General features: G+C 61.1%; 13 protein-coding genes and 6 tRNA genes. 9 read left to right on the top strand and 10 right to left on the bottom strand.

What is annotated here, in order from left to right; genetic code table 11:
- The first annotated feature begins 45 nt into the window (after positions 1-45).
- Genes INR99_RS11255 through INR99_RS11235 form a run of 5 tightly spaced genes read left to right on the top strand, consistent with a single transcriptional unit; the run spans position 46 to position 4,242 of the window.
- Positions 46-804 (top strand): DUF6630 family protein, encoded by a 759-nt coding sequence (locus INR99_RS11255; RefSeq protein ID WP_194116443.1) that lies wholly within the window; start codon positions 46-48, stop codon positions 802-804.
- A gap of 36 nt (positions 805-840) precedes the next feature.
- On the top strand, positions 841-1,329 hold the full coding sequence (locus INR99_RS11250) for a hypothetical protein (protein WP_194116442.1): 489 nt from the start codon (positions 841-843) through the stop codon (positions 1,327-1,329).
- A 42-nt stretch (positions 1,330-1,371) separates the two neighbouring features.
- Positions 1,372-2,493 (top strand): hypothetical protein, encoded by a 1,122-nt coding sequence (locus INR99_RS11245; protein ID WP_194116441.1) that lies wholly within the window; start codon positions 1,372-1,374, stop codon positions 2,491-2,493.
- A gap of 1 nt (position 2,494) precedes the next feature.
- Positions 2,495-3,823, top strand: a complete 1,329-nt coding sequence (locus INR99_RS11240) for a phosphatase PAP2/dual specificity phosphatase family protein (RefSeq protein WP_194116440.1) — start codon at positions 2,495-2,497, stop codon at positions 3,821-3,823.
- Positions 3,820-4,242 (top strand): hypothetical protein, encoded by a 423-nt coding sequence (locus INR99_RS11235; protein WP_194116439.1) that lies wholly within the window; start codon positions 3,820-3,822, stop codon positions 4,240-4,242. Before INR99_RS11240 ends, INR99_RS11235 begins: the two co-directional genes overlap by 4 nt.
- Positions 4,243-4,761: 519 nt before the next feature.
- On the opposite strand, the gene INR99_RS11230 is transcribed toward INR99_RS11235, so the two are convergent.
- The 3 genes from INR99_RS11230 to yoaA are packed head-to-tail and all read right to left on the bottom strand — an operon-like array spanning position 4,762 to position 8,120.
- A complete protein-coding gene (locus INR99_RS11230) occupies positions 4,762-5,112 on the bottom strand; it encodes a hypothetical protein (RefSeq protein ID WP_194116438.1) in 351 nt (116 codons plus the stop codon).
- Between the two features lie 19 nt (positions 5,113-5,131).
- Entirely contained in the window at positions 5,132-6,109 is a 978-nt protein-coding gene (gene mltG, locus INR99_RS11225) for an endolytic transglycosylase MltG (protein ID WP_194116437.1), read from the bottom strand.
- A 49-nt stretch (positions 6,110-6,158) separates the two neighbouring features.
- A complete protein-coding gene (gene yoaA, locus INR99_RS11220) occupies positions 6,159-8,120 on the bottom strand; it encodes a DNA repair helicase YoaA (protein ID WP_194116436.1) in 1,962 nt (653 codons plus the stop codon).
- A 186-nt stretch (positions 8,121-8,306) separates the two neighbouring features.
- Here yoaA and INR99_RS11215 point away from each other — a divergent pair, with 186 nt between their 5' ends.
- The 3 genes from INR99_RS11215 to yiaY all read left to right on the top strand — a co-directional run bounded on the left by INR99_RS11215 (position 8,307) and on the right by yiaY (position 10,721).
- Complete coding sequence (locus tag INR99_RS11215) at positions 8,307-8,690, top strand: hypothetical protein (protein WP_194116435.1); 384 nt, start codon at positions 8,307-8,309, stop codon at positions 8,688-8,690.
- Between the two features lie 82 nt (positions 8,691-8,772).
- Complete coding sequence (locus INR99_RS11210; RefSeq protein ID WP_194116434.1) at positions 8,773-9,411, top strand: DUF2238 domain-containing protein; 639 nt, start codon at positions 8,773-8,775, stop codon at positions 9,409-9,411.
- A 158-nt stretch (positions 9,412-9,569) separates the two neighbouring features.
- Complete coding sequence (yiaY, locus tag INR99_RS11205) at positions 9,570-10,721, top strand: L-threonine dehydrogenase (RefSeq protein WP_194116433.1); 1,152 nt, start codon at positions 9,570-9,572, stop codon at positions 10,719-10,721.
- Positions 10,722-10,861: 140 nt separating this feature from the next.
- Here yiaY and INR99_RS11200 read toward each other — a convergent pair whose 3' ends face one another.
- Positions 10,862-11,068 carry a hypothetical protein gene (locus tag INR99_RS11200; RefSeq protein WP_194116432.1) on the bottom strand — a complete coding sequence of 69 codons (207 nt, stop codon included), beginning with the start codon at positions 11,066-11,068 and terminating at the stop codon, positions 10,862-10,864.
- Between the two features lie 265 nt (positions 11,069-11,333).
- On the opposite strand from INR99_RS11200, the gene INR99_RS11195 reads away from it, so the two are divergent.
- Positions 11,334-11,780: a superoxide dismutase family protein gene (locus tag INR99_RS11195; RefSeq protein ID WP_228098249.1), complete on the top strand. Its 447-nt coding sequence runs from the start codon at positions 11,334-11,336 to the stop codon at positions 11,778-11,780.
- 47 nt (positions 11,781-11,827) lie between these two features.
- Here INR99_RS11195 and INR99_RS11190 read toward each other — a convergent pair.
- The 6 genes from INR99_RS11190 to INR99_RS11165 all read right to left on the bottom strand — a co-directional run bounded on the left by INR99_RS11190 (position 11,828) and on the right by INR99_RS11165 (position 12,472).
- A tRNA-Leu gene (locus INR99_RS11190) sits at positions 11,828-11,912 on the bottom strand.
- A gap of 72 nt (positions 11,913-11,984) precedes the next feature.
- Positions 11,985-12,058: transfer RNA gene (locus tag INR99_RS11185), tRNA-Cys, on the bottom strand.
- A gap of 30 nt (positions 12,059-12,088) precedes the next feature.
- A tRNA-Gly gene (locus tag INR99_RS11180) sits at positions 12,089-12,164 on the bottom strand.
- 27 nt (positions 12,165-12,191) lie between these two features.
- Positions 12,192-12,267 (bottom strand) — tRNA-Gly (locus INR99_RS11175).
- Between the two features lie 31 nt (positions 12,268-12,298).
- Positions 12,299-12,374: transfer RNA gene (locus tag INR99_RS11170), tRNA-Gly, on the bottom strand.
- Between the two features lie 22 nt (positions 12,375-12,396).
- Positions 12,397-12,472, bottom strand: a tRNA-Gly gene (locus tag INR99_RS11165).
- Positions 12,473-12,662 lie beyond the last annotated feature (190 nt).

The raw sequence follows: 12,662 nt of genomic DNA, 5'->3' as shown, positions 1-12,662 counted from the left end.
ATAACACCAAGACCATTGCAAATAAAAAGCAACAGAGACATACCCATGAGCATCCTGCAGAAACGCTATTTCGAGCTTTCCAGCGCAGAGACCGGCGAGCACAAATTTTACGAGCTGACGCTCAACGACGATGGCACGCTGATCAGCCGCTATGGCCGCATCGGCGCCAATGGCCAGAGCAAGACACAGCACTTCGACAGCATCGAAGCCATGCTGAAAGTCGCCGACAAGACCACTGCCGAGAAGCTCAACAAGGGCTACCAGCCGGCCACGCCGGGCGAAACCGCCGCGCAGGAAACGCGCCACCAGCGCATCCTGCGCTGCGCGCGCGAGCTGTACGCGCTGATCAGCAATGGCAATACGGCGCTCGCGCAACGCTGCAGCGCCGAATTCAAGGCCTTCATCGAGGACGCAGACAACAAAGAAGAATACGAGGAGCAGGAGGACGAACTGATCGCCACCGGCTTCAAAGAGGCCGCCGACTGGGAGCTGCTGTTCTTTGTCGACTGGAAAGACAGCGAATCGATGCTCGACGTGCTGGCAACACTGTGCAGCAATCTGAACATCGACATCGAGTTCGACTGGGGTTGCGACAATCCGGAAGACGAGCTGGAGGTCGGCCAGATCATGCTGCTCGCGCACGAACAGCTGCAGCAGCGGGATTATGCGCTGTGGCACTGGGATACCGGTGACGACGCCTATCTGGGCTGGATCGGGCATGACGACGATTACGACAGCATCGCCAATTTTTCGCTTGGCCTCGGCCTCGTCGCCCGCTACCCCGATCCGGCCAAACTCGGCTAGCATGCCCTCCTCACCCCTTTCCATACAGGCCCCCGCATGAGCGCAAGCATTTCCGAACTGATCAACCTGATTTCCGGCGGCTTCATGGACGCCGACGATGCCCGACCGATTGTCGCCGCCGTGGACGCCGCGCGCGAGAATCCGGCCGACTATCAGGCCAAATACGATGTGTACGGCTACACGGAGGAATCCGGTATGCCGCTGTGGCAATGGGTGCTGATCCATCTGCTGCCGCCGGACCTGCTGTTCTGTGCACCGCAGCTCGACGATCTGTATGCGCAGATCTGGGAAAGCTTTGACGACGGGCTGGAGCTCGATCCGGACGAGCTTTCCGGCCTGAAAACCGACAAGGCGCTGAAACTGATCCAGCAGGATCTCGGCCCTCAATTTGCGCTGGCCAGTTTCGGCAAGCCGGTGAGCGCCGAAGAACCGTGGCAATGCGTGCTGGTGCGCAGCAGCGAAATTACCCAGTACCTGATGCTGTGCAACGAGTTGCAGCTGCGCGCCGAGGTGTGCGGCCGCTGACCGAATACATACCACCCCATAACGACACAACCAATAAAAACCATGAGCTGTAGACGCATACCCATCGCCATCCTGACCGGCCTGCAGCTCATGCTCGGGGCTGGCGCGCTGGCTGATACCTTCACCGGCACGCTGGGCGGCAAGCCGGTGGTGGTCGAGCTCACCACCGATCAGAAGGGCAAGCTGGATGGCGGGCAGTATGGCTATCTGTCGCAAGGGCGGGTACTGCTGCTGCGCAAAAGCGAGCGCGCCGGCCTGCTGGAAGAATACCGTGTCAAATCTCCCGGCGACGACGTGGTGAGCGGTTACTGGTCATTGCGGCGCGCCGGCCGGGGCTGGGAGGGACAGTGGCTGAAACAGCCGGGGGCAAGCGGCCTGCCGCTGCGCCTCGAACCTGCGGTCTTGCCCGAAGAAACGACGCAGGCCCTGGGGCAAACCATTCAGCCCAGCTTGCGCCCGGACCCCTTCAACCTGCTGCTGGCGCAAAGCCCGGCACTGGCCATTCGCACCGGTAAAACACAGAGCCAGGCAGGCCTGCGCATCACCCCCTTGCGCTGGCAACGCGGCGAAGCACTGGCAGCCAGCAGCGTGCAGCTGGCTGAGCCAGCGGAGTCCGGTGATGCCTCGATCAATGCGGCACTGCGCTTGCGGCTGCAAGGGAATATTGTCGACGCGGAACACTGTTCGGCCGCGGCGGGGGATTTTCAGGACTTCCAGCAGGAAAGCACGATCACTCATTCCAGCGCCCGTTACCTGAATGTGCGCACGCAAACAGAATACAACTGTGGCGGTGCCCATCCGAACGCAGGATACAGCAGCAGCGTTTATGATCGCCAGAGCGGCCAGGAGATCGATCTGGGCACGCAGGTGTATCAGATTGACGGGCCACGGCAGGCGGCGTTCCGCCAGTTCGTCGCCACGGTGCTCAAACGGGAGCTGAACAAGGAAGAACGCGGCGACGACTGCTATGCCGGCTTTCTCGCAGACCCGGCCGGTACGGATTACCCCTGGTTGCGGCTGAACGGCATCGATGGCAAGGGCGTAATCATCAGCCTCGACTATGCGCACGTTGACCAAGCCTGCGGACTCGACATCACCCTGCCCTACGCCAGCCTTGCGCGTTTCCGCCGAACCGATGCGCCCGCCCACTTTGGCAAGCCCTGACATGAAGACACGCACGCACGCGCATCCCTTGGGCTACGCCCTGCTGTGGCTGCTGATCGCCGCGCCCGGCTTTTTCCTGTTTTACGGGCAGGCCAACCACTACGCCTCAACCCTGCCGGCCAGCGCGGTCGGCAATATTGCGTTTGCGTGGGAGCGGCAATGGATTCCCTTCTGGCCGTGGACCATCCTGCCCTATTGGTCGATCGATCTGATGTACGGAATTTCGATCCTGATCTGCACCGCCCGCAGCGAGATCCGTACGCAGGCCTGCCGGCTGCTGCTGGCGACCGCGCTGTCCTCGCTGTGCTTCGTACTCTGGCCGCTGCGCTTTGGCTGGGACCGCCCCGAAGTCGGCGGATTGTTCGGGCAGATGTTTGCGGCACTGGGATTGTTCGACAAGCCGTTCAACCAGGCGCCGTCGCTGCACATCAGCCTGCTGTTCATCATCTGGCTGCGCTTTGCAGCGCATCTGCCGGCACGCTGGCTGCCGCTGCTGCACCTGTGGTGCGTGCTGATCGGGCTATCCGTGCTCACTACCTGGCAGCACCATCTGCTCGACATTCCCACCGGCATCGCCATGGGCGTGCTGGTGTGCTGGCTGCTGCCGCTTGCGCCAGTGCGCTGGCAGCGCTGGCATACCGCAGCGCCAGCGCGGGCTCGCAGTCTGGCACTGCGCTACCTGCTGGGCAGTGCCAGCTGTGCGATGCTGGCAGGATGGTGGCAAGGCTGGGGCTGGCTGTTGCTGTGGCCGGCAGCCGCACTGGCCGTTGTCGCATTCGGTTATGCCGTGGCCGGCCCGGCGGTGTTCCAGAAAACCGGCGGCCGGCTGCGCATCGCCGCCAGCTGGCTCACCGCACCGTACCGCTGGGGCGCCAAGCTGGTGCGACGCTATTTCCTGCAAGCACTACCCGGCGCGGAAGAGGTCGTTCCCGGCGTCTGGCTCGGGCCGATTACCGCCGCGCGGGAAGTGCGTTTTGCCGGCGTACTGGACCTCACCGCCGAATACAACGCGCTGGCACACCCCGCCGCCGACTACCGCAGCCTGCCACTGCTGGATCTGCTGCCGCCCACGCCCGCCGAGCTGCTGCACGGCGCGCAGTTGCTGGAAGAGCTGCGCCTGCGCCATCCCGGCCAGCCGCTGCTGGTACATTGCGCGCTGGGGATGTCACGCAGCGCCGCGATCGTTGCCGCCTGGCTGATCCACTACCGCCACGTCGAAGACGCGCCAGCCGCACTGGCCCTGCTGCGCGAACGCCGCCAGCGTGTCACGCTGCGCGAGCATCATCTGCAGGAGCTGGCCTCCCTGCCCGCCCGCGGAGAGCAGCCATGATTGAGCGCAATGCGCGCGAAGCCGCCGCGCTGATGGCAGCCCTGCTGGAGAGTGTTCGCCCGCTCACGCTGCTTACCCCGCTGCTGCTGTGTAGCGCCGGACTGCTGGCCGACGGTGCCCCGCGCTGGAGCTGGCTCATGCTGCTGCCGCTTGCCCTGGCGCAGCTGGTGCACGGCTGGCGCCTGTGGCTGGATGCCGGCTATTTCCGCCTGCTTGCGCAGGATGCCGTGACGCTGGCAGGGCTGGATGAGCACCTGCATCACGTCTTCGGACGTACGCCCCCTGCCGTGCCGCGCAGCCTGGCCGAGCGAATCGGCGGCACCCGCGCACTGCTGCGCCGCTATGCGGCCCTGACTCTGGCCTGCTGGCTGGCCGCCCTGCTGCTGCCACTGCATGCGCTGCAGGCGCTGTTCAAATAGCGAAAAAAATCGAAAATCGCCCGAAAGCAAACCGCTCATCGGCCTGCCACCGCAGCATGACGCAAAAACTTACACCCGGCACCGTATATACACCAATACGTATGCAATCAAAACTCAATTAAATCGGTGACTTCATAGCAATACCCTAGAAAATGTCAGAATGCCAATGACATTGCTGTGGCGCAGCTAAAACCTTAGGGTGAACGCCGTATATGTTCGCGAGCGAAGAATACCTACAGTACGTCCATCGCTGCACCGGACACCACGCCCCGGCCGAATCAGGCTAGAGCGAGCAGCGCTCGCCAAGGGAGAGCATCACCTTCCCCGGCTCGGGCGCTCCGGGATGATCTGTCAGATCCGGATCAGAGCCAGCGATGCGCGAGGCGGGACCCTCGCGTCAGACCGGCCGCCCAGGCAGTTGGTCAGGGAGTTGGCAGTACCGTTTTTTGCAAGAGCTTCATCATTCCTCCTTCGCGCCACACCTCGGCAGGGTGTGGCGATTTTGTTTGTGCTGCTGGCCTAACTTACGGCCCCGGAGATCCGGCACACCCATGTACCAGCAGCGATCACGCCTAGCGCCAGACCATGCTGGATTACCCGCACCACGCCTTGGCGGCTGCGCACGCTGAAAATCAGGAATATCAAGGGCAGCGCCAAAAGCGTGCCGATCGGGCTCACCCAGCGTGCCCACTCAGGGCCATAGTTATACAGCACGGTGCTGATGCGAAACATGATCGCCACACCGAAAATCAGCGGCACCGAAAGCACGCACAGCAGCACGTAGGCAAGCCAGCCACGCGTCTGGCGGCAATAACTGAGTCCGGCAGAACACAGCAGTAGCGCAAACGTCTGATAGATCAAAAAAGGCATTTCCGTCCCCCTGCAAGCACTACTGCTTCAGAATGTATTTCCGCACCGCCGCATTGTGCTCATCCAGTGTCGCGGAAAATTCCGAGCTGCCGTCACCGCGCGCGACAAAATAGAAGGCTTTGGTCTGCGCCGGCTGCGTGGCAGCCAGCAGTGCCGCGTCGCCGACCATGGCAATCGGCGTGGGTGGCAGGCCGCCACGGGTGTAGGTGTTCCACGGCGTATCGGTCTGCAGGTGGATTTTCTTCAGGTCGCCGTCAAACGCTTCGCCCACGCCATAGATCACGCTGGGGTCGGTCTGCAGACGCATGCCGGTTTTCAGGCGGTTGATGAACACACCGGCGATCAGTGGGCGATCTTCGGCCTTGCCAGTTTCCTTTTCGATCAGCGAGGCCAGAATCAGGGCTTCCTGCGCACTCTTCAGCGGCAGGCCGGGCGCACGCGCCCCCCAGGCGGCATCGAGCTTTTCCTGCAGCAGCACATGGGCGCGGCGCAGCAATTCCAGCGTCGAGCTGCCCTTGTCGACCTGATAGGTGTCGGGGAAAAATTGGCCTTCCAGGCTGGGCGCATCGATAGCCAGTGCCTTGGCAATCTCGGCATCGCTCATGCCGCGAATATCGGATTTCAGCTCGCGGTTGCCTTCAAGCTGCCGGCGCAGTTCGCGCCAGTTACGCCCCTCGACCAGCGCCACACGCACCATGCTGGTATCGCCCTTGCCGATTTTCTCCAGCAGCTCCAGCGGACTGGGAGCCAGCGACAGATGATAGCTGCCGGCCTTGAGGCTGCCGGCCTGCCCCGTGAGGCGTGCGAGCAGGACGAAAAGTTCGGGTTGGTCGATGACCTGCTGGGCTTCCAGCTGCCCGGCCACGCTCTTGAGGCTGCCCGGCTGCAGCACGAAATCCTTCGGAATTGCCACCGTCAGCGGGCGCTGCGCCCAGGCATAGAACGCGGCGCCGCCGACCACCACAGCCAGCAGCAAAACCACCAGCACAATCGCCATCAGCCGGCTCAGGGGATGCACACGGGCAGGCGGGGCCGCACTGCGCGGCTTACTCGTCCTGGGTTTGTTCGGATTGCGGGCGGCCATGCTGGCGTTTCACCTCGAAAAAGCGTTGTACATTGTCCAGCTCGCGCGAGCGATACATCGGCGGCAGGCTCTTCCAGATCAGTTTGCCGTACTGTTTATCAACCAGGCGGTTATCCGCAATCATCAGAATGCCGTTGTCGGTTTCATCACGTATCAGGCGCCCGGCACCCTGCTTGAGCGTGATCGTGGCGTGTGGCAGCTGCAGATCCATGAAGGCACTGCGGCCACTGGCATTCACCTTGTCGATGCGGGCCGACAGCACCGGATCATCGGGGCTGGCAAAGGGCAGCTTGTCGATCACCACCAGCGACAGCTGCTCGCCCTTCACATCGATGCCTTCCCAGAAAGTCTGGCTGGCAACCAGGATGGCGTTCGGCGAGCGGCGGAATGTATCCAGCAGTTCGCTGCGCGAACCATTGCCCTGCAGCAGCAGCGGCCAGTCCAGCCCCTCGTCCTTCAGGCGCGCCTCGACCAGATCGTGGGCTTCGCGCATCGCACGCAGGGAAGTAAACAGCAGGAAGGCATGCCCCTGCGTAAGCTTGAGCAAGGGCCACGCCTTATCGATGACCTTGGGGGTGAAACCCGGGGTATTCGGCTCGGGCATGTCGCGTGGCACGTACAGCACGGCCTGCTGCTTGTAATCAAACGGGCTGTCCCAGCATGCCTCGCGTGCATCCCACAAGCCCAGCTCGTGCTTGAAATGCTCGAAGCGCCCGTTCACCGCCAGCGTCGCCGAGGCAAAGATCCAGGCTCGCGGATGGAGTTTCAGCTGCTTGTTGAAGAGGTCGGCAATATTCAGTGGTGTGGCATGCAGCATGAAACCGTGCGTGCTGACATCGATCCAGTGCACGTAATCGTCACGGTCGGTTTTCTGCCAGTTGCGGATCAGCTGGATCTGCTCGAATGCCCGCTCCTGGCATTTCTGCAGCGACTCAGATCGCTCGGCCTGTTTGGCCAGCAATTCGTGCAGGTCTTCCAGCTTGCCAAGCAAGCTGTCCAGCCCGGCGGCAAAACCCTCGACCTTGTCGAGCTGATGCTGGGGCTGGCGGGTTTGTTCCTTGAACACCAGCCGCAAGTCACGCACGGCTTTTTCCAGCTCCTCGGCGGCGCTGGGCAGCGCGACAAAATCCTTGGCCACGACAATCGCCTCGGCACGCGCATCGCGCGCCAGCTCGACGATCTGCCCGGACGCAAGCGACTCGCCGAAGAACAGGCTGGCCACGTCGGGCAGCTGGTGCGCCTCATCGAAAATGATGGTATTGCACGCCGGCAGCAGTTCGCCGGCACCTTCATCCTTGAGCCACACATCGGCAAAAAACAGATGGTGGTTGACCACCACCACATCGGCTTCCTGCGCCTCCTTGCGGGCCTTGAGGACGAAACACTCGCTGTGGTTGGGGCAGTCCTGACCCAAACAGTTGTCGCGGGTGCTGGTGACCTGCGCCCAGACGGTCGAATTCTCATCGACGCCGGGACAGCCGGCCTTGTCACCGCTATTGCTGAGCTTGGCGTAGCGCTTGATTTTCTGCAGATCGACCGCGTCCTCACGGCGCAGGAAACGCCCCTCGGTTTCCACGCGCGCCAGATGATAGTGACAGATGTAATTGCTGCGCCCCTTCAGCAGCGCCACGGTCACCGGCACGCGCAACAGATCGCGCACGGCAGGGAGATCGCGGGCGAACAGCTGGTCCTGCAGCGTCTTGGTGCCGGTGGAAACAATTACTTTGTCGCCCGACATCAGCGCGGGCACCAGATAGGCAAAGGTCTTGCCGGTGCCGGTGCCGGCCTCGGCGATCAGGATGCCGCGCTCCTCGATGGTGTCAGCCACCGCCTGGGCCATTTCCAGCTGCGGCTGGCGCAGCTTGTAGCCGGGAAAGGCATCGGCAAAGGGGCCATTGTCGGCAAAAATCTCGTCCAGCGTCATCGGGGCATCCACAAGTCAGCCGCGATTGTAGCAAGCCGGCCGCGGGAATGTGCCGCCATAGATACACCTATATGTAATGACATACAGCCTTTGCTTGAACTCAATCTCAGCAATATACCCATGGGTAGTGGCAACAGTGTGGCCCTGCTCACCCGAGGCGGCTGGCGACCTGCAACAGGCTTGGGTATGCTCACCATCTTTCTGCAGGCTGACCTGATGACTACCGAACCCTTGGTAAAGCCTCCGCTGCCACGCATTCTGCTCACGATCCTGATCCTGTTCGGCGGCTGGTTTATCACGACCATCACGCTGTTCGTGATCGGCGTGGGGCATATGAATACCCGCCTGCCTGCCTGGTATGGCTGGAGCTCGCTCGTCTGCAGCCTGCTGCCGCTCGCGGGCTTTGTCATCTGCACGCTGATCGGCCTGTTTCGCTGGACCCACCTCTGGCTGCTGCTGGCGCTGGCCCTGCTGGCCTTGAGCTGGCTCGGCACTCTCGCCGTCAATCAGCTGGTGCACATCCTCAGTCCGCAGAGCTTCCAGCTGCCGGCTGCGGAACCCGGGCAATAAACCCCACCTCTGCCGCCACCCCGTTACCGGGCGCTACCGGTACTTACAGGCGGATGAACGCCGCCGTTTTATGCTGCCGTACATGACGACCTCATTCAGCCCACGCTCTTTCCGTGCCCTGCTTGCCTTGCTGGTCCTGGCGATGCTCGCTTCCTGCATTGCGGCGCCGTGGCCGGATGAACTACTGCTGCAGCATATCCTCACGGCGGTATTTCTCGCCAGCTGGGCCGGCCTGCAGAAGCGGTACGCATTCAGCCGCAGCAGCACGCTGCTGATCGCGGCCTTCCTGCTGCTGCACATCTTCGGCGCCCGCTGGCTCTATTCAAATGTGCCCTATGACCGCTGGCTGCAGGCCTGCTGCCAAACCGACACCCGACACCTGTTCGGCTGGACACGCAATCACTACGACCGGCTGGTGCACCTGGCCTACGGCCTGTGCTTTACCCTGCCGCTGGCCGAATTCTTCCGCCAGCGCGGGCGTACCCAGCGGGACAGCCTGCTGCAGGCCGTGCTGTGGATCATGGTCAGCAGTCTGTTTTACGAGTGGTTCGAATGGGGTATCGCACTGACCCTGTCTCCTGCCGAAGCCGAAGGCTACAACGGCCAGCAAGGCGATCTGTGGGATGCGCACAAGGACATGCTGCTGGCCACCCTGGGCAGCCTTGTCGCAGTCATGACCTGTAGCCGCCCTCTCTACGGGAAAGACCCTAGAAAGAAATAAACAAGGAAAATCAGCGCCTTGCGCCCAGGAAAAACCCCTTCATCCCGCGGCCAGACTGGGCCAGAGTGCGCGACTGACCCAGATCAATTTCTTACAACCCTTCCCGGCGTAGCGTGCCTGCTTCTGGTTTTTTACCGTCCCAAGCAAGGAGCTAGGCCATGAGTACCAGCGCATTCTTTATCCCCTGCGTGAACCTGATGGGTGCCGGCTGTCTGACCGACGCCGCCAAAGCAGTGCAATCCTACGGCTTCAAGAAAGCCCTGATCGTCACCGACAAGCCTCTGGCGCAACTGGGCATCGTGCAGAAAGTCAGCGAGCTGCTGGCCCAGTACGGCGTTGGCACAGTCGTGTTTGACGGCGTTCAGCCCAATCCGACCACGGGCAATGTGGCCGAAGGCCTCAAACTGCTGCAGGATAACGGCTGTGATTTCGTGATTTCACTGGGCGGCGGCTCGCCGCACGACTGCGCCAAGGGCATCGCGCTCGTCGCCGTGAATGGTGGCCACATCAAGGATTACGAAGGCGTCGACAAATCCGCCAAGCCGCAGCTGCCGCTGGTGGCCATCAACACCACCGCCGGCACCGCCAGCGAAATGACCCGCTTCTGCATCATCACCGATGAAAGCCGTCACGTGAAAATGGCCATTGTGGACAAGCACACCACGCCGATCCTGTCGGTCAACGATCCGGAGCTGATGCTGAAAAAACCCGCCGCATTGACGGCCGCCACCGGCATGGACGCCCTCACCCACGCCGTCGAAGCCTATGTATCGACCATTGCCACACCGATCACCGATGCCTGCGCCCTGAAGGCGGTTGAAATCATCAGCCAGTCACTGCGCCGCGCCGTTGCCGATGGCAGCGACATCGAAGCCCGCGAGCAGATGGCCTACGCCCAGTTCCTCGCCGGGATGGCCTTCAATAACGCCTCGCTGGGGTATGTGCATGCGATGGCGCATCAGTTGGGCGGCTTCTACGACCTGCCGCACGGTGTGTGCAACGCCATCCTGCTGCCGCACGTGCAGGCCTACAACAAGCAGGTTGCCGCCAAGCGCCTCGGCGACGTGGCCCGGGCGATGGGCGAGAAGGTCGACGGCCTGAGCGATGATGCCGCTGCCGACGTCTGCCTTGCGGCCATCCGCAAGCTGTCTGCCGACATCGGCATCCCGTCTGGCGTGGCGCAACTGGGCGCCAAGGCCGAAGACATCCCGACGCTGACCGAAAACGCACTGAAAGATGCCTGCGGCTTCACCAACCCGAAACAGGCGACTGCGGAGGAAATCAGCGCGATTTTTGCCGCGGCGCTGTAAATTGCACCATCCATGACAAAGCCCCGCAATGCGGGGCTTTGTCATGGGTATATGGATGCAGCCTTTTGTAAACGGATTCCACAAACCCATACACTAACCAGTATATAAAGCCGATCAGCGCCCCCCCCGGCTGCTGGCCATTATTGTTCGACCTTGTAGCCCTTGATTCTGGCAAATTCGAAAATACCCTTCTCCGCAGTCCGGACGTCCTCTTCCACCGAATTCATCTCGGCCTTGAGTTTGTTCAGTTGACCCGCATCCCCGTTGCCTACCGCCCTACGCACACGCGGCAACAGATCCAGCCATGCCTGATAGCCATCGCTGATGGCTTTGACATGCTTGCGCATCTGCGCTGTGAAAAAGCGTGCGAAAGTGATCAGGTTTCCAGGGTAAGAAAAGGACGCCAGCAGTTAGTTTTGCGACGTCTCAACGAAAGAACAGGCATCCACAGCACAACCATCAATAGTTAGAAGAATGCCATAGATCAGCTAAGGTTAACGTTCAGCCCTAGTTTGGAGTTCCCTGATGAAACCCACTCGACTCTGCATGCTCCTCCTGCCACTGACACTTGGGGCTTGCGCCAATGATCCAAACAGCCACGGCAACAAGGAGATGGCCATCGCGCAATTGCAACCGGCCACAGGACAAACCATCTCCGGCAAGGTAATGCTGCATGAAAAAGATGGTCAGCTAATGCTGCATGTGATGCTTGCCGGCCTTAAGCCCGACTCCGAACACGGCTTCCATGTCCATGAAAAGGGCGATTGCAGCAAGGCGGACTTCACCAGTGCCGGCGGTCACTTCAATCCTGCCAGCAGCAAGCATGGCAGCCACGCAGGAGAACATCATGCAGGTGATCTGCCGAACCTGGTGGCAGATGCCAGGGGCAATGTCGACCAGCACATCATGGCACATGGCCTGACATTGCACGGCAGTGAAAATGGCGTTATTGGACGAGGATTCATCGTTCATGCCAATCCGGATGACTACAAGAGCCAACCCGCTGGAAATTCGGGGGCGCGCATTGCATGCGCGCGAATCGACCAGATGGGAATGTAATGTAACGACGGGAGCCCAGCCTTGCGAAAGACCAGAACCGCGAAGGTTGGTGCCGCCAGCCGGGGTCGAACCGGCACACCAAAAGGCGAGGGATTTTAAGTCCCTTGTGTCTACCAATTTCACCATGGCGGCATCAGGCACCCGGTCGGCATAACCGGGGGATGGATGCGAAAAAAGCCGCTGCTTGAGCGGCTTTTTCAAAACTGGAGGCGCGAGCCGGAGTCGAACCGACCTACACGGATTTGCAATCCGGTGCATAACCGCTTTGCTATCGCGCCAGAGAAAAGCTGCTGCTTTTCTTTGGAAACTGGAGCGGGATAAGAGGCTCGAACTCTCGACCTATACCTTGGCAAGGTATCGCTCTACCAACTGAGCTAATCCCGCAAATCGGTGTTCTGTACTCTGCGAAAGTGGAGCGGGATAAGAGGCTCGAACTCTCGACCTATACCTTGGCAAGGTATCGCTCTACCAACTGAGCTAATCCCGCACGCAGGGCACAAAACTAAGCGAATTTGCTGTGGAGCGGGATAAGAGGCTCGAACTCTCGACCTATACCTTGGCAAGGTATCGCTCTACCAACTGAGCTAATCCCGCGCTTGGGCAAATTCGTTTTCTCTGGAGCGGGATAAGAGGCTCGAACTCTCGACCTATACCTTGGCAAGGTATCGCTCTACCAACTGAGCTAATCCCGCACTTGCTTCAAAACTGCTAAAGCATCAGAGGAGGCGCATTATGAATGCAGAACACCCTCGCGTCAACTGCTGCGAGGACTTTTTTTCCCCTTGATGACACGGCGCCCCCAAACCCGGGATTTTTCCCAGCGCAATCAATTTCTTATCACGGCCACGCGCCGGGCGGTACAATCACGGGTTCACCAACGCG

This window comes from Chitinilyticum piscinae (genome assembly GCF_015223195.1).
GTDB classification, from domain to species: domain Bacteria; phylum Pseudomonadota; class Gammaproteobacteria; order Burkholderiales; family Chitinibacteraceae; genus Chitinilyticum; species Chitinilyticum piscinae.
Note: the sequence above shows the minus strand (reverse complement) of the source record. Positions and strands in the feature narration are given on the sequence as shown.